We start from the raw sequence: 22077 nt of genomic DNA, 5'->3' as shown, positions 1-22077 counted from the left end.
CGGCGCCTTCAGTCTTCGTGGACGTCGTGTTTGCGGTCGTACTGATTCATCTTCCACACGTAGAAGAAGATCATCGCCACGAACACGTAGATGGAACCCTGCTGGGCGAACCAGAAGCCCAGGGGAAAGCCGAAGAACTGGATCTGGTTGAGCTGCTCGACGAACAGGATCCCGCAGCCGAACGACACCGTGAACCAGATGGCCAGCAGTATCAGCATCAACCGCAGGTTGTCCTTCCAGTAGGCCGTCGCGGCCTCTTGCTTGCTAGCGGACATGAGGGACTCCTCGAGGGTTTTTGTTGTTTTGACACTTGCAACTTAGCAGCCCCCTTGGCAAACGGCTGTGAGACTTTGGTCGAGTGCGGCGGCGCCCAGGCCCACGCCAGGCGGCGCCTGGGGCCTTGCGCCCCTTCCCCGGCGAGGCCGTTCGACCAAAGTCGCATGCGCCGCCGCGAGGCGGTTAGGCGGCTAGTGCTGCCGCCGGGGCACTGCTACTCTGCCGGCAACCCCGATCGAGGAGTGCCCATGTCCAGCCCCAGCATGACCCTGCTCTACTCACCCGCCTCGCCCTTCGTGCGCAAGGCCCTGGTGCTGCTGCACGAGACCGGCCAGCTCGACCGGGTCGCCCTGCAGGAGGTGCAGCTGAGCCCGACCGCCCCCAGCGCGACGGTCAACGCGCAGAACCCGGCCGGCAAGATCCCCGCCCTGCGCCTGGCCGACGGCAACGTGCTGGTCGATAGCCGGGTGATCCTCGAATACCTCGACCAGCAGCACGTCGGCGAGCCGCTGATCCCCCCCGGCGGCAGCGCCCGCTGGCGCCGCCTGAGCCTGGCCGCGCTGGCCGATGCCATCCTCGACGCCGCGGTGCTGATGCGCTACGAGACCTTCCTGCGCCCGGCGGACAAGCGCTGGCCCGAGTGGCTGGACGGCCAGCGGGCGAAGATCGACCAGAGCCTGCAGCACTTCGAGAACGAGGCGATCGCCGAGTTGAGCAGCCGCTTCGACATCGCCGCCATCGGCCTGGCCTGCGCCATCGGCTACCTGGACCTGCGCCAGCCCGAACTGGGCTGGCGCCAGCGCTGCCCGCAGCTGGCGGCCTGGTATGCCGAGGTCAGCCGGCGGCCGTCGCTGCAGGCGACTCAGCCGAAGTAGCCGAAGACAACCAGCCCCTCGCGCGGCAATAACAGCAGGGCGCCCTCGTCCTTCTGGCTGTAGTAGCCCCCCGCCTCCTGGCTGGCCCTGCTGATTCGCGCCGTCAGTTCGTCATCGGCATCGGCGCACTGCAGCCCAAGCATAATGGGCGAAAGCCCCTCCGCAGCGCCCTTGGCCGGCGTGGTCTGCCAGGCCTGGTAGCGGTAGTAGTCCCTTTCCGGGTAGCCGCGCGCCTGGCGCGCCTCCTGCAGCGCCGCAAGGCCCTCGCGCTGCAGGCGCACACGCATGGCGGACGACAGGCGCAACACCGCCACACCACAGCCCTCGCGAATACCACTCTCGCCGCCGATCAGTATCACGCCCTCCACCTCCAGCTGCGCCGGCAACGCATCGATTGCCTGGCCATACTCGGCCAGCTTGAAACCCAGGTAGAACAGCAGCAGCAACCACAGCCAGAGCATGAGCGCGCGGTACAGCAGCCTGCCGACCAGCCACAGCCCAGCCGTCACTTGATTCATGTCGGCCATCCGTAGCAGTAGAACAGCCAGACCAGCGCTAGTACAGCAGCGCCCAGAGAGGCGCCCTGGCACCAACGGGCTCCGCAAGGCTCAACCGGGCGCCACAGGTAAGGTGCCTGCAGAGCCAGGCCCAGCGCGGCCAGCGGCGTGAAGAAGGCATTGAACGGCCAGGACGGCATCAGCAAGCCCAGCAGCACGGCCAGCAGATAAGCCAGGGTGCTACCGGCCATCAGTCCCGCCATGAAGTGCCACGCCGCACGCGATTTCAGCGACATGGCGGGCTCTCCCTCCGCTGTGCCCGCGCGGGCTTGCCGTCCGGCATGAACAAGCGGGCGATGCGCCGCGCCAGCAGATGCCCCAGGCGCGCCTCCTCGCGCAAGCCGACATGACCGCTCATGCCCGGTACCACAGGCGCATGAAGCCCAGCGCCAGCAGCATGCCGACCTGGCCCAGGGCCGCGCAGAGCGCCAGAAAGGACTGTACCGAGGGGTTGCGCGGGGCGTCCGCCACCCCGCTCAAGCCGACCCAGAACGGCTCGGGCAGCACGGCCAGGCTCAGTTGCGCCAGCGGCTTGCCGGTGAACAGCAGGCCGTCGATCAGGCCGAACTGGCCGCAGAACATCAGGCCGATCAGCAGCAGCGCGGCGACCACCACGCCGAGGGCGAGGCAGGCGGAAAATTGCAGGAACAGGCGCATCGTCACGGTCTCCCGAGAGGGCGCGGCCAGAGCCGCGCCGAACATGGATCAAAGGGTGCTGGCCGGCGCGCTGGCGCCGCTCTTGCCGACGCCATACCAGTCCAGGTTGCGGGTCAGCACCATCACGCAGCCGAGCACCCCGAAGACCAGCAGCGAGCCCATCAGCAAGGCATAGTCCTCGGCGCTGAGCAGGCCGTAGAGCAAGGCATAGAGCGCCGCCAGCAGCGCGCCGAAGGCACCGCCGCGCTGCCGGCTGTGCAGCACATGGCTGACATAGAAGGCGTTCAGCGCCACGCAGGCCGAGGCCGAGAGGCCATAGGCCAGGGCGAAGCCCAGGTGCTCGGACAGCGACAGCAACAGCAGGTAGAACAGCGCCAGGGACAGGCCGACCAGGGCGTACTGCAGCGGGTGCACGGCCAGGCGCTTGAGCACCTCGAAGAGGAAGAACACGGCGAAGGTCAGGCTGATGAACAGCAGGGCGTACTTGATCGCCCGGTCGCTCTTCAGGTACTGGTCCACCGGGTCGACGAAGCTGACCCCGAAGCGCCGGCCGAACAGTTCCTGGCAATTGTCCTTGCGCACGCAGGCCTGCAGGCTCTGCTCCAGGTTGGTGGCGAAGAAGCTGGTCTGCCACTGCGCCGTGAAGCCCTGGTCGCTCACCTCGCGCTGGTTCGGCAGGTACTCGCCGACGAAGCTCGGGTGTGGCCAGTCGGCCTGCAGCCTGACCCGGCTGTCGCGCCCGACCGGCACCACGCTGAGCTGCTCGGTGCCCTGCAGCTTGAGGTCGAAGGCGAATTCCAGGCGCTGCCCGCCCTGGCTGTCCAGCGCCGGCAACGGCACATGCACCCCGGCGCCGAGGCGCTCGTCGCCGCTGCCCGGCTGGAAATCCAGGCTGGCGCCGTTCAGGCGCAACTGCAGGGCGTTGCCGATGCCACGGATATCGCTGATGCCCACCGCCAGGAACGGCCTCTCGAACTGGTACAGGCCCAGGTCATCGCCCAGCCCCATGCGCGCCGGCAGCTTGAACAGGCCGCTGACCTGGTTGTCGCTGTGGTACAGGCGCGCCTGGTAGATGCCGCGCGCGCGCAGTTCGGTGACCACCTGGCCATTGAGCTCGAAGCGCTCCGGCAGGAAGTACAGGCGCCCGCGTACCTGACGCTCCTCCAGGTAGCGCTCGCCGGTCTTGGCCTGGGTTTTCCACTCGTGCAGCACCTTGGTGTAGGGCAGCACCAGGATCGGCCCGGTGAGTTGCTGGCGATAACTGGAACTGCGGGCGATGTCCTGCAAGACGGCATCGCGCTGCAGCTGACGCTCGGAGACCAGGCCGCCGATCATCGACAGGGGGATCAGCAACAGCAGGATCAACAGGGCGATGGCGCCCAGCTTGAAGGCCAGGGGTCGGTTCATGGTACGGCTCTCCGCAATGACTAGGGTGGGGAGAGTCTGGCCAGGCCATGGGGAGGTTTTATGCCGCAACGGTGGAGATTGTGTGGAGACTCGGGGGAGGCGCCCGGCCACCGCCTGCAACCGGGCGCCTCGAGAAAACCGCGGGCGGCTACTCGCCGCGGATGTACTGCTCCAACTGCTGGATCAGGCGGGCCTGTTCGGCGATGGTCTCCTTGACCAGGTCGCCGATCGACAGCAGACCGATCAACTCGCCCTCGGCCATCACCGGCAGGTGGCGCAGGTGGCGGTCGGTCATCAGCTGCATGCACTCCTGGGCCGACTGGCTGGGACCGACGGTGACCACCTCGGCGGTCATGATCTCGCTGACCTGGGCGGAGAAGGCCGAACGCTCCAGCAGGGCCACCTTGCGGGCGTAATCGCGCTCGCTGACGATGCCCGCCAGGCGCCCGTTCTGTAACACCACCAGGGCGCCGATGCCCTTCTCGGCCATCAGCTTGATGGCATCGAGCACCGACGTCTCGGGGCTTACGCTGTAGACCGCGGCGTGCAGCTTGCTGCGGAGAATCTCGGCGACTGTCTTCATACAAGGCTTCCCGGAGTGGAGGGGTAGGCGCCGCGGCCGGCGAGCCGCAGCGACTTCAATAATAGCCAACTTGCTCGACGAAGCCGCCGCCCCCCTGCCCGGGCCTGCCATTCGCCGCCGGCGCCGAGCAGGACGGAGTGCCTGGCCAACCGGCCCGGAGACCTTGTTCGCGTCGTGCAAACCTCTGTAGTCTCGCCGCGCGGCCAGGACGCGACGCCGCAAACGCTCCGTCTCGCCATCCAGCGCCGTAGCTGGGCCATACTCCCTACTGCGACAATGTCCTGCGCCAGTGACACCCTGCCACCCTTTGCCCGGCCTTGGCCCCTATGACGACCACCGACCCCGAGGCGCGCCACGTTAAAGACGCAGCGAGCCGCAGCGACAGCGAACAGATCATCCAGGCCCTCGAAGCCGGGAAGAACAAGCGCGTGCGCAAGCTGCTGGGGCGCATGCATCCGGCCAAGGTCGCCGCCATGCTCGAACTGCTCGAGGCCGAGCAGCGCCTGGCGCTGTGGCAGCAGATCGACCCGGCGCGCGAGGGACGCGTCCTGCCGCACCTGAGCATCAAGTTGCGCCGGCAGCTGGCCGGGGAGTCGGCCGATGCGCCGCAGGCCAACCAGGACTCGACGCTGGACAGCGGCAAGAGCGAGATCAACCACCTGGAGGCCATCCGCGACGCCCTGGGCCTGAAGAAGCTCAAGCGGGTCGGCAAGATTCTCCATCGCATGCACCCGGCCAAGGTCGCCGGCCTGCTCGAGGCGCTGCCGCCGGAGGAGCGCCGCAGCGTCTGGAGCATGGTCGAGACCGAACGGGCCGGCAAGGTGCTGATCTACCTGCACGACGAGATTCGGGTGGCCCTGGCCCTGGAGCTCGACCTCGACGACCTGATCGCCTCGGCCGCCCACCTGGAACTCGACGACCGGGTCGACCTGATCCAGACCCTGCCCGGCGAGCTGGGCACCAAGCTGTTGCGCGCCAGCAGCGCCAGCCAGCGCAGCCAGCTGGAGTCGATGCTGGCCTATCCCGAAGACTCGGCCGGCGGCCTGATGAACGCCGACGTGATCCAGATCCGCGCCGACGTCAAGGTCAGCACCGTGCTGCGCTACCTGCGCCTGCTGGAGACGCTGCCGCCGCAGACCGACCTGCTGATGGTGGTCGACCGCAAGGGCCACTACCGGGGCGGGCTGCGCCTGAGCGTGCTGGTCACCGCCGACCTCGACCGCCCCGTCGCCGAGCTGCTGGACAGCGCCATCGTCGGCATCGCCGCCAGCGCCAGCGGCAGCGAGGTCGACCAGCGGTTCAAGGAGCTCGACCTGCTGTCCGCGCCGGTGGTGGACGAGGATAACCGGGTGATCGGCCGCATCACCCTGGACGACGTGGCCGACCTGATGCGCGAAGACTCCGAGCGCACCCTGATGCAGATGGCCGGTCTCGACGACGAGGCGGACATCTTCGCCCCGGTGCTGGTCAGCTCGCGCCGCCGCGCGGTGTGGCTGGGCATCAACCTGATCACCGCCTTCTGCGCCGCCTGGGTGATCGGCCTGTTCCAGGCCACCCTCGAGCAGCTGGTGGCGCTGGCAGTGCTCATGCCCATAGTGGCGAGCATGGGCGGCATCGCCGGCAGCCAGACCCTGACCCTGGTGATCCGCGGCCTGGCCCTGGGCCAGGTGCAGAAGGGCAACCTGCGCATCCTGCTCAACCGCGAGCTGGGCATCTCGGTGCTCAATGGCGTGCTCTGGGCGGCGGTCATCGCCCTGCTGGCCGTGCTCTGGTTCGGCAACTGGGGGCTGGGGGCGGTGCTGGGCAGCGCCATCCTGATCAACCTGCTGTGCGCGGCGCTGGCCGGCTGGGGCCTGCCCCTGCTGCTCGAGCGCATGGGCATCGACCCGGCACTGGCCGGCAGCGTGATTCTCACCACGGTCACCGACATCGTCGGCTTCTTCGCCTTCCTCGGCCTGGCCAGCGTATTGCTGCTGTAGCGCCCGGGGCTCAGGCGCGGGGCAGACTCAAGACGACCTCGACCCCGCCTGCGACATTGCCGATGCGCAGCACGCCGCCGTGCAGCTGCGCCACCTCCTCGACGAAATTCAGCCCCAGGCCGCTACTCTTGCGCCCGCCACCGGGGCGCGGCAGGGAGTAGAAGCGCTCGCTCAGCCGCGCCAGGGCGTAGTCGGGAATGGCCTCGGCCTGGTTGAACAGGCGCAGCTCGACCCGCTCGCCGCAGGCTTCGGCGCTGCAGTCGATCAGCCCGCCGGCCGGGGTGAAGTCCAGGGCGTTGTCCAGCAGGTTGGCCAGGGCCTGGCGCAGCAGGAAGCGCTCGCCGCGCACCGCCAGTTCGGCGGGAAGGCGGTTGTCGATGCGCAGTGCGCCGCGCTGGATGCGGGCCTGCTGGGCCTGCAGCAGCGCGGCGAACAGCTCCTGCAGCGGCACCCGGACCCGCTCCTCCAGCCCCTGGCGCTGCTCCACCTGGGCCAGGTGCAGCAGGCGTTCGATCAGCTGCTGCATGCGCCCGGCCTCCTGGTCGATATTGCCGACGAAGCGCCGGCGCTGCTCGGCCGCCATGTCCCCGTCCAGCAGCTCGGTGGCGCCGCGGATGGCCGCCAGGGGGCTCTTCAGCTCGTGGGTCAGGGTGTGCACATAGCGCTCGACGTAGGCCTTGCCCTCCAACTCGGTGCGCATGCGCTCGACCGCCTCGGCCAGTTGCGCCAGCTCGCCGCCGTGCAGGCTGGGCAACTCGGCGCGCTGCCCGGCGCTGACGGCCTGGGCATAGCGGGTCAGCCGGCGCAGTGAGGCGCTCAGCCACCAGGACAGTAGCGCGCCGATCAGCAGGCCGAGGCCGATCAGTCCGGCGCCGAGCCAGCCCAGGCGCTGCTGGGAACGCTCGATATAGGGCTGCAGGGTGCGATTGGGCTTGGCCACCGAGACCACGCCGATGATCCGTTCGCCGTCCTTGATCGGCGCCGCCACGTACATCACCGAGGAGTCCGGGTCATTCGGGTCCTCGCGGCTGGAGCGGGCGCCGTACTGGCCCTTGAGGGTGAGGAACACGTCGTTCCAGCGCGAGTAGTCCTGCCCCACCGCGTCTCCGCTGGAATCGAGCAGGACGATGCCGGCGGCGTCGGTGACATAGATGCGGTGGTTGACCCGGCTCTTCTCCACGCCCCAGATCTGCGCCCCGGGCCGGCGCTGGCCATAGGCCTGGAGCAGCTCGGGCAGGCGACTGTGGGCCAGGCGGCCGGCCTTGACCTCCTCGCGCAGGATCTCCGCCAGCAGGTTGGCGGTGTCGACCAGGGTCTCCTCGGTGGACTGGCGCACCCCGGGACGTATCTCGTCCATCACCGTGCTCAACACGAACCAGCCGGCCAGGCCGACGAACAGGAAGTAGACCAGGAAGATGCGTACGCCCAGGGGCATCTCAGCGCTCCGGACTGCAGCTGTAGCCCAGACCGCGGTGGGTCTGGATCGGCTCGCGGTCGGCGGCGACCCGGCGCAGCTTGGCGCGCAGGCTCTTGATATGGCTGTCGATGCTGCGCTCGTAGCCGACATCGCGGGCCACGCCCAGGGCGTCGAGCAGCTGCTCGCGGGAAAACACCCGCTCGGGCTGTGCCAGCAGGGCCTGCAGCAGGCGGAACTCGTGGCGGGTCAGGGTCAGCGCCTGGCCCAGGTAGTGGATCTGAAAGCGCTGGGTATCGACCCGAAAGGCACCCTCTGCGAGCGCCGCGGGCCCGGCCGGGCGCGGCTCGACCGAACCCGGCCCGACCGAATGCGGCCCAACCGATCGCGGCCCGACCCGCTTGAGGATGGCCCTGACCCGCGCGGCCACTTCCCGCGGGCTGAAGGGCTTGACCACATAGTCGTCGGCGCCGATTTCCAGGCCCACCACCCGGTCGATCTCGGCATCCCGGGCGGTGAGGAAGATCACCGGCACCTCGGAGAAACGCCGCAGGCGCCGGCAGGCCTCGAAGCCGCTGATGTCCGGCAGGCCGACATCGAGAATCAGCAGGTCGAAGGCCTCGCCTGCCAAACGCTCCAGCGCCTCGCCGGCCAGGCTCAGCCAGGTGGTGGCGAAGCCCTCGGCCTGCAGGGCGTAGACCAGGGTGTCGGCAATCGCGGCTTCGTCTTCGACTATCAGAATGTGCGGCATGGGCGTCCTGCGGCGCGGCGGTCTCGGCCGGCAGACTGCGCCAGCGGCGTCGCACGCGTCAAGCGGGGCGCCGCGCGGCTCAATCCAACTGGAACCGCCCGGTGTTCTGCGCCAGGCCGTCGCTGCCACGGCGCAGCTGCTCGGCGACGCCACTGACCGCCTGAGCGCCGTCGAGCAGGGCGCTGGCCCCCTGGTCGACCCGCTGGATATTGCCGCTGACCTCATCGGCGGTGGCCGCCTGCTGCTCGGCGGCGGTGGCGATCTGCGCCAGGCGGTCGCTGACCCGCTGCACCGACTCGACGATGCCGGCCAGGTCCTCGCCCATGGCCAGCACGCTGCCGACGTCGCCTTCGGCCTGGCGTACGGCCTCCTCCATCAGGGTCACCGATTGACCGACCACCTTGTGCAGGTTGGCCACGGTCTCGGCGATTTCGGCGGTGGAGTTCTGCGTGCGCTGGGACAGCGAGCGCACTTCGTCGGCGACCACGGCGAAGCCGCGGCCCTGGTCACCGGCCCGCGCCGCCTCGATCGCGGCATTGAGCGCCAACAGGTTGGTCTGCTCGGCGATGCCCTTGATCACGTCGACCACCCGGGTGATCTGCTCGGTCTGCTCGCGCAGCTGCTGCAGGGTCGCCGCACTGCTGCCCAGGCGGCTGCTCAGCTGGCGCATGCTGGCGCTGGTGCGCACGCTGCGCTGGTTGCTCTGGTTGGCGATGTCGCGGGTGTGCCCGGCCTCCATCGCCGCCGCTTCGCAGCTCTGCGCCACGCTCTGGGCGGTGGCGGCCATCTGCGTGGCAGCCGCGGCGATCTGGCTGACCTGGCCGCGCTGCTGCTCGACCGCGGCCAGGGCATCCTGGGCCTGGCGGCTGAGCGACTGCACCGTGCCGCCGAGCTGCTGGCTCTCCTGATCGACCCCCTGCAGCGAGCCGCGCAACTGGTCCACCGCGGTGTTCAGGGCCAGGGCGATGTTCGCCAGCTCATCCGCGCCGTGCACCTGCATCTGCACGCGCAGGTCGCCATCGCGCAGGCCCTGGGCCGCGTCGATGATCCCCGCGGTGCTGCGGCGGATCGAGGCGTTGAGGCACAGCAGCACATAGAGCGCCAGCAGGGTCAGCCCGGCGAACAGACCGATCACTCGGGCCATGGCCAACTGCGCGTCCCGACGGTAGTCGCCCAGACTCGTGTCAAACTGTTGATAAAGCGCCTGCTGCAGCGCCTGCAAGGCGCTCTGCAACGCCTCGGTACGCTGCACCAGCTGCTCAGGACTGAGGCTCATGGGGCTGGCTTCGAACATGTCGCGATCGACCTCGGCCAGGAACTGCTCAAGGTCGCGCCGGGCCTGTGCGAAGGGCTCCTGCAACGACAGCATCACATCCGGGGCACTCTGCTCCAAGCTGGTCTGCGCCTTGATCAGCTGGCTCTGCGACTCCTCCAGCCCGCGGCGCAGCTCGCCGATCAGCAGGCGGTTCTGCAGGGTGAAGCGCTGCGACAGCACCGCACCATAGCCATGCGCCACGAAGCTGCCGAGCCGCTCCAGCATCAGCGGCAGGGTCAGGGTCAGCTGCTCCGTAAGCAGGGCCGTGTCGAGGTCCGCGGCAAGAATCAGGCCGCTGTCCGTGGCCAGCTGCTCACGCAGCACGGCCAGTTGCATCAGGGTGCTTTGGTAACGCTCCAAGGCATCGGGTAACGCCATCTTGCCCAGTACCTCGGCCGTCAGTTGCGGACGCGAGCCCTGCAGCTCGGCCAGCAGGTCGGTCGCCATCCTACTCGGCCGGCTGTCGGCCAAGGCGAGCGCGGCCTGCTCCAGGGCCTGATCAAGCCCGCCGGCGCGCTGCTTGAGCAAGGGCTCGGCCTGGGCATCGGTGCCCTTCCAGCGCGACAACAGGGTCTGCTGCTCGATCAGAGCCCGCTGCACGCCGGACAGCCCCTGCACCCCACGCATGCCCTCGATCTTGCGATCGAGCAGGTCCAATCGTGCCAGATGGTCGCTGCTGATGCCCCATAGCGCATAGGCCAGCGGCAGCACGAACAGGACAAACAACAGCTGGAATTTGCGCGCGAAGCTGAAGCGCTCCAACAGGCGGACGCCTGGTGTGAGTATTCCGGTCATAGCGACACCTCGTCGAGTCCCCCGCATCCCGACAGCGAATGCGTCAACGAACCCCTTGAAGCAAGAATCACGCCGCGTAACTGGCGTCAGTTCGCCGGCATCCGCCTGCAGCATAGGCCAAGCCATGTCGATGCGACGCTTGAGCATCGAGGATACTGCGCGGCAGGCCACGACCCGTCGCGGAGCCGAACGCGGGAACCGAGGAGGACGGCGCGGCCGGATCAGCCCTGCGGCAACCCCGTCCAGAGTTCATCGAGGTTGCGAAAGCCCCAGTCGGCGGCCGACTCGCGACCGACGATGCGCTCGCGGCCGACGAGTTTGCTCAGGTCGATGACCTCCTGAGGGATCGGCTGCTTGCTCTTGGCCGAGAAGAACACCTTGACCATAGGCGTCAGCAGCGACTGCTCGTGCTGCTCCAGCACCACCCCCAGGCGCCCGCTCTGCAAACGCACCAGCGAGCCGGTGGGGTAGATGCCCACGGTTCTGACGAAGGCCTGAAACACCTGCTCGTCGAAGTGGCCCTTCCAGCCGGCCATCTTGCGGATCGACTCGGCGGGCTCCCAACCGGCCTTGTAGGGGCGATCCGAGGTGACCGCGTCGTACACGTCGCAGACCGCCGCCATGCGCGCCAGCAGGCTGATCTGCTCGCCTGCCAGGCCATGGGGGTAACCGCTGCCGTCGACCTTCTCATGGTGATACAGGCAGACGTCCAGCACCAACGCACTGACCTGCTGACTGTCGATCAACAGGCGGGCGCCGGCCTCGGGGTGCTCGCGCATGGTGGCGAACTCGCTGTCCGTGAGCTTGCCCGGCTTGTTCAGCACCGTCGGGGGGATGCACATCTTGCCGATGTCGTGCAGCAGCCCGGCCATGCCGACCTCGCGCACCAGCGCCTCGGACAACTCGAGCTGCCGCGCCAGGGCGATCATCAGCGCACAGACCGCCACCGAGTGCATATAGGTGTACTCGTCGGCATGCTTGAGGCGCGCCAGGCTGATCAGTGCATTGGGCTGGCGCAGGATGGAAGCGGAAATATCATCGACCAGCTCCCCCGCCCGCCCGACCTCGATGGCCCGGCCCATGCGCGCGTCGCCGAACATCGCCATCACCGCGCGCTTGGAGCTGTCGCACAGCCTGGCCGCCCGCTGGATCTCCTCTTCCAGGGCGCGCTGGGCGACCTTCCGCCCCCCCTCCGTGACCGCCGTCGGCGCGGCGGCGAGCAAGACCGCCTCGGTCTCGGCCTGGACCTGCTCGACCGTCTCGCCGCTCGGCAGATCCAGGCCGCGGCCGGTGTCTATCCACACCTCGCGGATGCCGCTGTCGAGTATGCGTTGCCGGTCCTTGTCGCTGCCCAGCAGGAAGCGGGTCTTCCAGAACGGGTGCTCCATCCAGGAGCCGCACAGTTCATGGATGTACATGCCTTCGAGCAATGCGGTGACAGGAATGCGTTTGAGCACGGCAACGACCACGGCGAGGACCAATGAACGGCATAAGCATAAGCCATTGCCGAGGATGGCACCGCCCAGGCCCGGGCTTTTGTCGCGCACAGCCGGTGCTGCGGCTTGGACGCCGCGACCGGCCTGCTTATCATGGCCGGACCCACGCCGCGCACCACAAGGAGTTGCCATGCGCCGCCTGCTGACCGGCCTCTGCGTCACCCTGCTGCTTCTGCTCAATACCCTGGTGCTGATCGGTCCGCTGCTGCTGATCGCCCTGGGCAAGTTCGCCCTGCCTGGCCGGGCCGCCAAGGCCGCCTGCTCGCGCGGGGTGATGTGGGTGGCCGAGACCTGGGCGGAACTGAACAAGCTGATCTTCGCCGCCCTGCTGCCGACCGAATGGGACATTCGCGGCAGCGCCGAGCTGCGCCAGGACACCTCCTACCTGGTGATCAGCAACCACCAGTCCTGGGTCGACATCCCGGCATTGGTCCAGGCGTTCAACCGCAAGACGCCCTACTTCAAGTTCTTCCTCAAGCAGCAATTGATCTGGGTGCCCTTTCTCGGCCTGGCCTTCTGGGCGCTGGACTACCCCTTCATGAAGCGCCATTCCAAGGCCCTGCTGGCCAAGCACCCGGAGCTGGCGGACCAGGACCTGGCCATCACCAAGCGCGCCTGCGAGAAGTTCCGGGACTTGCCGGTGACCGTGGTCAACTACCTGGAAGGCACCCGCTTCACCCCGACCAAGCATGCCGAGCAGGGCTCGCCCTATCGCTACCTGCTCAAGCCCAAGGCCGGCGGCGTGGCCTTCGTCCTCGCCGCCCTGGGCGAGCAGCTGGACGCGGTGCTGGACGTGACCCTGGTCTACCCGGGCACGCGGATTCCCGGGTTCTGGGCGCTGATCAGCGGCCAGGTCCCCAGGGTGGTGGTGGACATTCGCAGCCACGCCCTCGACCCGGCGCTGTACCAGGGCGACTACCAGAACGACCCGGCGTTCCGGCGCCAGATGCAGGACTGGGTGACCCAGTTGTGGCGGGAGAAGGACGAGCGCATCGCCCGGTTACGCGAGGAGCTGCACGGCGAGACCGCCCCCCTGGGCGAAGCCCAGCGGATGGGCGAGTAGCCGGGCCGACTTTCGTTTCGGCATAAAAAAGGCTATGTCCCAACGATGTGTTGCAAGAACTAATCTGAAAGGCAGGCATCCGCTCGGGAGGTTTGCCCATCATGGATACTCAAGCCTTTCACCACTGGCTGGCTCAACTGGGCCAGCTCAGCCCCCAGCAGAAATCCGCGCTTCATCAAGCCCTGCAGAGCCCGCCCACAACAGCGGTGCTTGATGACCTGCCGGCGCTGCAGAGTTGCCCGCATTGCCAGGCCGCTGCGAGATACCTCGCGCCCTGGGGATGGTCGCGTGGTCTGCGTCGCTATCGCTGCCGTAGCTGCCGACGGACGTGTACCGCGTTGTCGGCAACCGGCCTTGCCCGCCTGCACTACCCCGAGCGCTGGAAAGACTATGCCCAGGCACTGATTAATGGGCTGAGCGTGCGCAAGGCTGCCAAGGCGTGCGGCATCAGTAAGAACACCGCGCTTCTCTGGAGGCACCGCTTCCTGGCGGCAGCCGCCGAGCATCACGCCACCCATGAGAGCGGGATTGTCGAAGTGGACGAGACGTTCTTTCTGGAGTCATTCAAAGGTCAGTGACGCTTACCGCGGCCGCCGCGTAAACGGGGCGGTTCAGCGTGACCCGCGGCACGGGGAAAGACCAAATCCCGGTGATGGTGGTGCGCGACCGGGAGGGGCACACCGCTGACTTCACACTGGCCAAGCTCGATGCTGTGCATGTACGCAAAGCGCTGGCGCCACTGATCGATCAGGAGTCCGTGCTGTGCACTGACGGAGCGGCGGTCTATGCCAGTTTCGCCCGGGTGCAGGGCATCACCCATCAGGTCGTGCATGCTCGCCCCGGCCAGCGCGTACGCCAGGGCGCCTTCCATATCCAGAACGTCAATGCCTACCACAGTCGACTGAAGAACTGGATGACCCGCTTTCATGGCGTGGCCACCCGCTACCTCCCGAACTATCTGGGCTGGCGCCGTATGCTGGAGCGCTATCAGCACGGCATTCGGCCGGTTCACTGCATCCAGGAGGCGGTAGGACGAACCATGCAACACGCTATTGGGACATAGCCATAAAAAAGGGCGGCCCGAGGCCGCCCTTTCTTTCGCCCCTAGACTCAGGCGGCGCTGAACAGCTTGTGCGGGTCCATGACGAATTTCTTCGGCACGCCGGCATCGAACTCGTGGTAGCCCTTCGGCGCGTCGTCCAGGCTGATCACTTCGACGCCGACGATTTCGGCGATGTTGATGCGGTCCCACATGATCGCCTGCATCAGCTGGCGGTTGTACTTCATCACCGGGGTCTGGCCGGTGTGGAAGCTGTGCGACTTGGCCCAGCCCAGGCCGAAGCGGATGCTCAGGGCACCCTTCTTGGCCGCGGAGTCGACTGCACCCGGATCGTCGGTCACGTACAGACCCGGGATACCGATGCCGCCAGCCACGCGAGTGACCTCCATCAGCGAGTTGAGCACGGTGGCCGGAGCCTCGTGCTGCACGCCATCGTGGCCATGACCGCGGGCCTCGAAGCCCACGCAGTCGACCGCACAGTCGACTTCCGGCTCGCCCAGCAGCGCGGCGATCTGATCGGCCAGCGGGGTATCCTGGGACAGGTCGGCGATCTCGAAGCCCTGGGCCTTGGCATGGGCCAGGCGCACCGGGTTGACGTCACCGACGATGACCACGGCGGCGCCGAGCAGGCGCGCCGAGGCGGCGGCGGCCATGCCGACCGGGCCCGCACCGGCGATGTAGACGGTGCTGCCCGGGCCCACGCCGGCGGTCACGGCACCGTGGTAGCCGGTCGGCAGGATGTCGGACAGGCAGGTCAGGTCGCGGATCTTCTCCATGGCCTTGTCGCGATCCGGCAGCTTGAGCAGGTTGAAGTCGGCGTACGGCACCATCACGTACTCGGCCTGGCCACCGGTCCAGTCACCCATGTCGACGTAGCCGTAGGCGCCACCGGCACGGGCCGGGTTGACGGTCAGGCAGACGCCGGTGTGCTGTTCCTTGCAGCTGCGGCAACGGCCGCAGGCGACGTTGAACGGCACGGAAACCAGGTCGCCGATCTGCATGCGCTCGACGTCACGGCCCTTCTCGATCACCTCGCCGGTGATCTCGTGGCCCAGTACCAGGCCGACCTGGGCGGTGGTACGACCGCGGACCATGTGCTGGTCGGAGCCGCAGATGTTGGTGGACACGACGCGCAGGATCACACCGTGTTCGATCTTGTTGCCGCGCGGATCCTGCATTTTCGGATAGTCAATTTTCTGTACCTCGACCTTGCCTGCGCCGAGATAGACGACACCACGATTACCAGACATGCGTTGTTCTCCTTTGTTGTTGGAATACAAAGGCGCGGCCATCGGCCACGCGGCCTTGCATTGGGAACGTTGTTCAGCTGCTGGAGAGACCGCCGACAGGCCGTGCGGTACTGCCTCTCCACTGTGTTGCCCTGCCGCCGGGCCTGCCCGGCGCCAGTATTCGTCAGGCGCTCAGCACCACGGTGCGGTTGGCGTTGAGGAACACCCGCCGCTCGATGTGGTAGCCGATGGCCTTGGCCAGGGTCAGGCACTCGATGTCGCGGCCCTTGGCGATCAGGTCTTCCGGGTAGTGGGCATGGTCCACCGACTCGACGCCCTGGGCGATGATCGGCCCCTCGTCGAGGTCGTTGTTGATGTAGTGGGCGGTGGCGCCGACCATCTTCACGCCCTTCTGGTACGCCTGATGGTAGGGCTTGGCGCCCTTGAAGCCGGGCAGCAGCGAGTGGTGGATATTGATCGCCCAGCCGTCCAGCTTGCGGCACAGCTCCGGCGACAGCACCTGCATGTAGCGGGCGAGCACCACCAGTTCCGCGCCGGTGTCCTCGATCACCTGCAACACCTTGCGCTCCTGCGCCGGCTTGTCGTTGGGGTCGAGGGGGAAGTGGTAATAGGGGATGTCGTGCCAGCGCGCCAGGGGTTCCAGATCCGGGTGGTTGGACACCACGGCGACCACGTCCATGGCCAGGTGGCCGATGCGCTGACGGTAGAGCAGGTCGTTGAGGCAGTGGTCGGCCTTGGACACCATCAGCACCACCTTGGCCCGATAGCCCGGCGGCGTCAGCTCGGTGTGCATGTCGAAGGGCGCCAGACGCTCGTCGAGAGTCGCGCGGAAGGTCGTCTCGTCGAAGCCGGCCGGGGCGCGGAACTCGACGCGGATAAAGAAATGTGCCGACAAGCGGTCATCGAACGAGTGATGTTCGGTGACGTAGCACTGCTGCTCGTAGAGCAGTCGTGTCACCGCATCCACGGTGCCGAGCACGCTCGGACAGTGGGCGGTGAGAATCCAGGTATCAGGCGTGCGGCTCATATCGATCTCCAATGCACAGGGCAGCAGGGTGGCGTTGAGCGAAGCGATGGCCAGCGGCCGTCTCAGCCGATGTCAGGCGCGCAGCCGCGGGTACCGTCGCTGCGCGCCTCATCCCAACCTATTCCTTGATCGCCAGGCCGTACTCGGCGCTGGCATCCTGCAACCACAACCAGACGTAGTCGGAGAAGCTGCGGCGCACCAGCAGTTCCCAGGTGTCCTCGGCGGTGTGGCGGATCACCAGCTGGCTCTTGGCGAAGGCGGTACCGACCGCCTTGCCGACCGGGAAATTGCTCGGGTGCACGTCGTAGATGCTCGACTTCATCAGCACTTCGCGGGCCTTGGGGCCGGAAAGCTCCAGCACGGTCTGGCCGCCGCTGACGTTGACGATGGCGATGTGCTGGCCTTCGAGGGCCGCACGCAGCTTCTGCTCGGTGGCGAACTCCTCGCCGCTCGGCACGATCAGCAGCCACTCGTCGGGGGACAGCCACTGCAGCGAGATCTCGCCCTTGGCCACCAGGGTCAGGGCCACCGGCAGCTCCAGGCCCAGGGCCTTGTGCACGCCACCGGCGAACTGGGCGTCGTCGGCGTCGCCGCGCAGGATCAGGTGGCCGAGCAGTTTCTTCTCGCGCAGGATCACCCCGGCGTTGCTCTTGTTCTTGCCCTTGCGTGCCAGCTCGTCGAGACCGGCGTGGAACAGCGGGGATTCGGCCTGGCCGGCATCGGGGCGCTGCTTGTAGACGTTGATCGCGGTCATGTTGTTAACCTGTCGCTAAAGTCTGATTGACCTCTGGGGCCGCCGAACGGCCCCAGGGTTGGGTACTGGAGACTCAGATGTTCTGCCGCTCGCCCTTCGGGTCGTAGAACACCGGGCTGCAGATCTCCGCCTCGATCACGCTGCCATCGACCAGCGGCGCGAACACCCGCTCGCCCATGCGCTTGAGACCGCCCTTGACCAGGGCCATGGCGAAGGAGTAACCCATCGCCGCGCTCATGTAGCTGGAGGTCACGTGACCGACCATGGTCATGGGGATCGACTGCTTCGGGTCGAATACCAGCTGCGCGCCTTCCGGCAGCACCTTGTTCGGGTCGACCGGCTTGAGGCCGACCAGCTGCTTGCGGTCCTCGCGCAGGCAGTCCTCGCGGTTCATGCCGCGCCAGCCGATCCAGGAGAACGGCTTGTTGCGGCCGACGCACCAGCCCATACCCAGGTCGTCCGGGGTCACCGAGCCGTCGGTGTCCTGACCGACGATGATGAAACCCTTCTCGGCGCGCAGCACGTGCATGGTCTCGGTGCCGTAGGGGGTCAGGTCGTACTTCTTGCCCGCCTCGACGATCTTCTCCAGCACGCCCATGGCGTAGTCGGCCTGCACGTTGACCTCGTAGGAGAGCTCGCCGGTGAAGGAGATGCGGAACACCCGGGCCGGCACGCCGCCGACATTGCCTTCCTTCCAGGTCATGAAGGGGAAGGCGTCCTTGTCCAGGTCGATGTCGGTGACCTCGGCCAGCAGCTTGCGGCTGTTGGGGCCGGACAGGGTCAGGGTCGCCCAGTGGTCGGTGACCGAGGTGAAGTACACCTTCAGCTCCGGCCATTCGGTCTGGTGGTAGATCTCCAGCCACTCCATGATGCGTGCCGCGCCACCGGTGGTGGTGGTCATCAGGAAGTGGTTGTCGGCCAGACAGGCGGTGACGCCGTCGTCGGTGACCATGCCGTCTTCCTTGCACATCAGGCCGTAGCGGGCCTTGCCCACGTCCAGCTTGGTCCAGGCATTGCTGTACACGCGGTTGAGGAACTCGCGCGCATCCGGGCCCTGGATGTCGATCTTGCCCAGGGTCGAGGCGTCGAGCATGCCCACCGAGTTGCGCACGGCCAGGCACTCGCGGGCCACGGCGGCGTGCAGGTCCTCGCCGTTCTTGGGGAAGTACCAGGGGCGCTTCCACTGGCCGACGTCCTCGAACTCGGCGCCCTGGGCCAGGTGCCAGCGGTGCAGCGCGGTGTAGCGCTTGGGATCGAACAGCGGGCCGACGTTGCGTCCGGCTACGGCACCGAAGGTGATCGGCGTGTAGTTCGGGCGGAACATGGTGGTGCCCATCTGCGGGATGCTGATGCCCATGGAACGGGCGGCGATGGCCAGACCGTTGATGTTGCCCAGCTTGCCCTGGTCGGTGCCGAAGCCCAGCGCGGTGTAGCGCTTGACGTGCTCGACCGACTCGAAGCCCTCGCGGGTGGCCAACTCGATGCCGGCCGCGGTGACGTCGTTCTGCAGGTCGACGAACTGCTTCGGCGCCCGTGCGGTGGACTTGTCGTGGGGCACCTGGAACAGCGCGACGGCCGGCTCCTCGGTACGCTTCTCGGTCTTCGGCAGCTTGCCTTCCACCGCCTTGAAACCGGCCTCGGCCGCGGCCGAGGCGCCGGCCTCGAAGCCGTTGGCCAGGGCGTCGCCGAGGGCGAACACGCCGTTGACGGCGCCGGCGCACAGGCGCTTCTGGAAGCCTTCACCGGGGACGAAGGCGAGGATGTCTTCGCGCCACTCCGGACGACCGCCGAGGTGCGAGGCCAGGTGCACCACCGGGCTGTAGCCGCCGGAGCTGACGATCAGGTCGCAGTCGAGCATCTCGCCCGGGCTGGTGACCTTGTGCTTGTTCAGATCGATGGCGCAGACCCGCGCACCGGTGACCCGCTTGCTGCCGCGCGCCTCGACCACGGCGCTGCCGGTGAGGACGCGCACGCCACGCTGGCGCGCCTCCTCGACCCAGGTACCGCGCGGATTGCTGCGCGCATCGGCGACGGCCACCACCTGCTGGCCGGCATCCAGCCAGTCCAGGACCACGCGGTAGGCGTAGTCGTTGTTGGTCGACAGCACCAGCTTGCGGCCCGGGGCCACGCCGTAACGGCGCACGTAGGTGGACACCGCGTCGGCCAGCATGTTGCCGGGCACGTCGTTGTTGGCGTACACCAGCGGCCGCTCGTGGGCGCCGGTGGCCAGGACCACGCGCTTGGCCCGCACGCGGTGCATGCGCTGACGCACCTGGCCCATGGGCGCGACTTCGCCGAGGTGATCGGTGAGGCGCTGGTGGATGGTGAGGAAGTTGTGGTCGTGGTAACCGTTGACCGTGGAGCGCGGCAACAGGGTGACTTCGCGCATGCCCTGCAGCTCGGCGATGGCCGCGGCGGCCCAGTCGGCGGCCGGCTTGCCGTCGAGGGTCTCGCGGGTGGCCAGCAGGCTGCCGCCGAACTCTTCCTGTTCGTCGGCGAGGATCACCCGGGCGCCGCTACGGCCGGCGGCCAGGGCCGCGGCCAGGCCGGCGGGGCCGGAGCCGACCACCAGCACGTCGCAGTGCTGGTTCATGTAGTCGTAGCTGTCCGGGTCGTTTTCCCGCGGCGAACGGCCGAGGCCGGCGGCCTTGCGGATGTACTTCTCGTAGGTCAGCCAGAGGTTCTGCGGGTACATGAAGGTCTTGTAGTAGAACCCGGGCGGCATCATCTTGCCGCCGACCTTGCCGAGGATACCCATCAGGTCGGTGTTGACGTTCGGCCAGCCGTTGGTGCTGGTCGCCACCAGGCCGCTGTACAGCGCCTGCTGGGTGGCCCGCACGTTGGGCACCTGCGCCGCCTCGGTGGAGCCGAGCTGCAGTACGGCGTTGGGCTCTTCGGCGCCGGCGGCGACGATGCCGCGCGGGCGCGAGTACTTGAAGCTGCGGCCGACGATGTCGACGCCGTTGGCCAGCAGTGCTGCGGCCAGGGTATCGCCGGCGAAGCCCTGGTAGTTCTGGCCGTTGAAGGTGAAGGTCAAGGGCTGGCTGCGGTCGATGCGCCCACCCTGGGAGAGACGATTGACCTGGCTCATGCGGTTACTCCTTGGCCGGCAGTCTTCTTCGCGGCAACGCTGGCCTCAGTCACGCTGGGACGCTCGCCGATCTTGTAGGTCTCGAGGATTTCGTAGCTCACCGTGTGGCGAGTGACGTTGAAGTACTTGCGGCAGCCGGCGGCGTGCACCCACAGCTCGTGGTGGATGCCACGCGGGTTGTCGCGGAAGAACAGGTACTCGCCCCACTCCTCGTCGGTGCAGGCATTGGGGTCCAACGGGCGCGCGATGTGCGCCTGGCCGCCGGCGTGATATTCCTCTTCGGAACGCAGCTCGCCACAGTGGGGGCAGAAGATATGCAGCATGGTCGGTACCTCCAGAAAACATTCCTCCCTCTCCCGTCGGGAGAGGGGGCCAATATCAGTGCGCCACCCCGGCCGCGCCGTGTTCGTCGATCAGCGCGCCGGTGTGGAAGCGCTCGATGGCGAACGGCTTGGCCAGCGGGTGCATCTCGCCCTTGGCCAGGCTCGCGGCGAAGACATGGCCGGATCCCGGGGTGGCCTTGAAGCCACCGGTGCCCCAACCGCAGTTGAAGAACAGGTTCTTCACCGGGGTCTTGGCGATGATCGGGCAGGCGTCAGGGGTGGTGTCGACGATGCCGCCCCACTGGCGGTTCATGCGTACCCGCGAGAGGATCGGGAACAGCTCGACGATGGCCTGCAGGGTGTGTTCGATGGTCGGGTAGGAGCCGCGCTGGCCGTAGCCGTTGTAGCCGTCGATGCCCGCGCCGATGACCAGGTCGCCCTTGTCCGACTGGCTGATGTAACCGTGTACGGCGTTGGACATGATCACGCTGTCGATGATCGGCTTGATCGGCTCGGACACCAGGGCCTGCAGCGGGTGGGATTCCAGCGGCAGGCGGAAGCCGGCCAGCTTGGCCATGTGCCCCGAATTGCCCGCCGTCACGACGCCCACCCTCTTGCCGCCGATAAAGCCACGGGTGGTCTCGACGCCGATGCACGCGCCGTTTTCCTTGCGGAAGCCGATCACCTCGGTCTGCTGGATCAGGTCGACGCCCAGGGCGTCGGCGGCGCGGGCGTAGCCCCAGGCCACCGCGTCGTGACGGGCGACGCCGCCGCGGCGCTGCAGGGAGGCGCCCATCACCGGGTAACGGGTGTTCTTGCTGCAATCCATGAAGGGGATCAGCTCTTCGACCTGCTTGGCGTCGAGCACCTCGCCGTCGATGCCGTTGAGGCGGTTGGCGCTGACCCGGCGCTCGATGTCGCGCATGTCCTGCAGGGTGTGGCCGAGGTTGAACACGCCGCGCTGGGAGAACATGACGTTGTAGTTGAGGTCCTGGGACAGGCCTTCCCACAGCTTCATGGCGTGCTCGTACAGCAGCGCCGACTCGTCCCACAGGTAGTTGGAACGCACGATGGTGGTGTTGCGCGCGGTGTTGCCGCCGCCCAGCCAGCCCTTCTCGATGACCGCGACGTTCTTCACGCCGAACTCTTTGGCCAGGTAGTAGGCAGTGGCCAGGCCGTGGCCGCCACCGCCGACGATGATCACGTCGTAGACCGGCTTGGGCGTCGGGTTGCGCCACATGCGCTGCCAGTTCTCGTGATGGCTGAAGGAATGCTTGAGCAGGCCGAAGCCGGAATAACGTTGCATAGGGATGCTCCTGAAATCTGTTCCCCGGGCCCGCCGCGAGGCGGGTTAGGGTTGAGGGAACGCTTGCGGGCCTTGGCGTGGCTACTGCCCGCCGCCTC

19 protein-coding genes and 1 pseudogene are annotated in these 22077 nt (G+C 67.5%); 4 read left to right on the top strand and 16 right to left on the bottom strand.

Annotation, left to right across the window (positions count from 1 at the left end):
• Nucleotides 1-8: 8 nt before the first annotated feature.
• Nucleotides 9-275 (bottom strand): DUF4212 domain-containing protein, encoded by a 267-nt coding sequence (locus ACSX1C_RS17860; RefSeq protein WP_318643912.1) that lies wholly within the window; start codon nt 273-275, stop codon nt 9-11.
• A gap of 249 nt (nt 276-524) precedes the next feature.
• Between ACSX1C_RS17860 and ACSX1C_RS17855 the strand changes: the two genes are divergently transcribed.
• Nucleotides 525-1151 (top strand): glutathione S-transferase, encoded by a 627-nt coding sequence (locus ACSX1C_RS17855; RefSeq protein WP_439887268.1) that lies wholly within the window; start codon nt 525-527, stop codon nt 1149-1151.
• Here the strand turns inward: ACSX1C_RS17855 and ACSX1C_RS17850 are convergent.
• The 5 genes from ACSX1C_RS17850 to ACSX1C_RS17830 form a co-directional block, all read right to left on the bottom strand.
• A complete protein-coding gene (locus ACSX1C_RS17850) occupies nt 1139-1669 on the bottom strand; it encodes a hypothetical protein (RefSeq protein ID WP_439887267.1) in 531 nt (176 codons plus the stop codon). The two genes, ACSX1C_RS17855 and ACSX1C_RS17850, sit on opposite strands and share 13 nt — an antisense overlap.
• Nucleotides 1666-1944, bottom strand: coding sequence for a hypothetical protein (locus ACSX1C_RS17845; protein ID WP_439887266.1), 279 nt, complete (start codon nt 1942-1944; stop codon nt 1666-1668). The genes ACSX1C_RS17850 and ACSX1C_RS17845 overlap by 4 nt, the downstream gene beginning before the upstream one ends.
• Nucleotides 1945-2062: 118 nt before the next feature.
• Nucleotides 2063-2365 carry a hypothetical protein gene (locus ACSX1C_RS17840; RefSeq protein ID WP_318643916.1) on the bottom strand — a complete coding sequence of 101 codons (303 nt, stop codon included), beginning with the start codon at nt 2363-2365 and terminating at the stop codon, nt 2063-2065.
• A gap of 48 nt (nt 2366-2413) precedes the next feature.
• Complete coding sequence (gene creD, locus ACSX1C_RS17835; protein ID WP_439887265.1) at nt 2414-3772, bottom strand: cell envelope integrity protein CreD; 1359 nt, start codon at nt 3770-3772, stop codon at nt 2414-2416.
• Between the two features lie 148 nt (nt 3773-3920).
• Nucleotides 3921-4355 carry a CBS domain-containing protein gene (locus tag ACSX1C_RS17830; protein WP_318643918.1) on the bottom strand — a complete coding sequence of 145 codons (435 nt, stop codon included), beginning with the start codon at nt 4353-4355 and terminating at the stop codon, nt 3921-3923.
• 326 nt (nt 4356-4681) lie between these two features.
• Here ACSX1C_RS17830 and mgtE point away from each other — a divergent pair, with 326 nt between their 5' ends.
• Nucleotides 4682-6334, top strand: a complete 1653-nt coding sequence (gene mgtE, locus ACSX1C_RS17825) for a magnesium transporter (RefSeq protein WP_439887264.1) — start codon at nt 4682-4684, stop codon at nt 6332-6334.
• 10 nt (nt 6335-6344) lie between these two features.
• Here the strand turns inward: mgtE and creC are convergent, their stop codons facing one another.
• The 4 genes from creC to ACSX1C_RS17805 all read right to left on the bottom strand — a co-directional run bounded on the left by creC (nt 6345) and on the right by ACSX1C_RS17805 (nt 12066).
• Complete coding sequence (gene creC, locus ACSX1C_RS17820) at nt 6345-7769, bottom strand: two-component system sensor histidine kinase CreC (protein WP_439887263.1); 1425 nt, start codon at nt 7767-7769, stop codon at nt 6345-6347.
• 1 nt (nt 7770) lies between these two features.
• Nucleotides 7771-8499 carry a two-component system response regulator CreB gene (gene creB, locus ACSX1C_RS17815; RefSeq protein WP_439887262.1) on the bottom strand — a complete coding sequence of 243 codons (729 nt, stop codon included), beginning with the start codon at nt 8497-8499 and terminating at the stop codon, nt 7771-7773.
• Between the two features lie 79 nt (nt 8500-8578).
• Nucleotides 8579-10609 carry a methyl-accepting chemotaxis protein gene (locus ACSX1C_RS17810; protein WP_439887261.1) on the bottom strand — a complete coding sequence of 677 codons (2031 nt, stop codon included), beginning with the start codon at nt 10607-10609 and terminating at the stop codon, nt 8579-8581.
• A gap of 221 nt (nt 10610-10830) precedes the next feature.
• On the bottom strand, nt 10831-12066 hold the full coding sequence (locus ACSX1C_RS17805; protein WP_439889442.1) for an HD-GYP domain-containing protein: 1236 nt from the start codon (nt 12064-12066) through the stop codon (nt 10831-10833).
• A 169-nt stretch (nt 12067-12235) separates the two neighbouring features.
• Between ACSX1C_RS17805 and ACSX1C_RS17800 the strand changes: the two genes are divergently transcribed.
• Nucleotides 12236-13168, top strand: a complete 933-nt coding sequence (locus ACSX1C_RS17800; RefSeq protein WP_439887260.1) for an acyltransferase — start codon at nt 12236-12238, stop codon at nt 13166-13168.
• A gap of 101 nt (nt 13169-13269) precedes the next feature.
• Nucleotides 13270-14231, top strand: a pseudogene (locus ACSX1C_RS17795) (IS1595 family transposase).
• Between the two features lie 47 nt (nt 14232-14278).
• Here the strand turns inward: ACSX1C_RS17795 and fdhA are convergent.
• The 6 genes from fdhA to ACSX1C_RS17765 form a co-directional block, all read right to left on the bottom strand.
• Nucleotides 14279-15478: a formaldehyde dehydrogenase, glutathione-independent gene (fdhA, locus tag ACSX1C_RS17790; protein WP_439887259.1), complete on the bottom strand. Its 1200-nt coding sequence runs from the start codon at nt 15476-15478 to the stop codon at nt 14279-14281.
• Between the two features lie 163 nt (nt 15479-15641).
• The gene (gene purU / locus ACSX1C_RS17785; RefSeq protein ID WP_439887258.1) at nt 15642-16505 is read right to left on the bottom strand and encodes a formyltetrahydrofolate deformylase; all 864 of its coding nucleotides are present in this window, start codon (nt 16503-16505) and stop codon (nt 15642-15644) included.
• A 118-nt stretch (nt 16506-16623) separates the two neighbouring features.
• On the bottom strand, nt 16624-17259 hold the full coding sequence (locus ACSX1C_RS17780) for a sarcosine oxidase subunit gamma (RefSeq protein ID WP_439887257.1): 636 nt from the start codon (nt 17257-17259) through the stop codon (nt 16624-16626).
• A 73-nt stretch (nt 17260-17332) separates the two neighbouring features.
• On the bottom strand, nt 17333-20350 hold the full coding sequence (locus ACSX1C_RS17775; RefSeq protein WP_439887256.1) for a sarcosine oxidase subunit alpha: 3018 nt from the start codon (nt 20348-20350) through the stop codon (nt 17333-17335).
• Complete coding sequence (locus tag ACSX1C_RS17770; RefSeq protein ID WP_439887255.1) at nt 20347-20673, bottom strand: sarcosine oxidase subunit delta; 327 nt, start codon at nt 20671-20673, stop codon at nt 20347-20349. Before ACSX1C_RS17770 ends, ACSX1C_RS17775 begins: the two co-directional genes overlap by 4 nt.
• A gap of 55 nt (nt 20674-20728) precedes the next feature.
• Complete coding sequence (locus ACSX1C_RS17765) at nt 20729-21979, bottom strand: sarcosine oxidase subunit beta (protein WP_439887254.1); 1251 nt, start codon at nt 21977-21979, stop codon at nt 20729-20731.
• Nucleotides 21980-22077: the final 98 nt, after the last annotated feature.

The organism is Pseudomonas sp. MBLB4123, from assembly GCF_051904775.1.
Classification (GTDB): Bacteria; Pseudomonadota; Gammaproteobacteria; order Pseudomonadales; family Pseudomonadaceae; genus Aquipseudomonas; species Aquipseudomonas benzenivorans_B.
The sequence above is the reverse complement of the archived record's forward strand: the minus strand, read 5'-3'. Positions and strand labels throughout refer to the sequence as shown.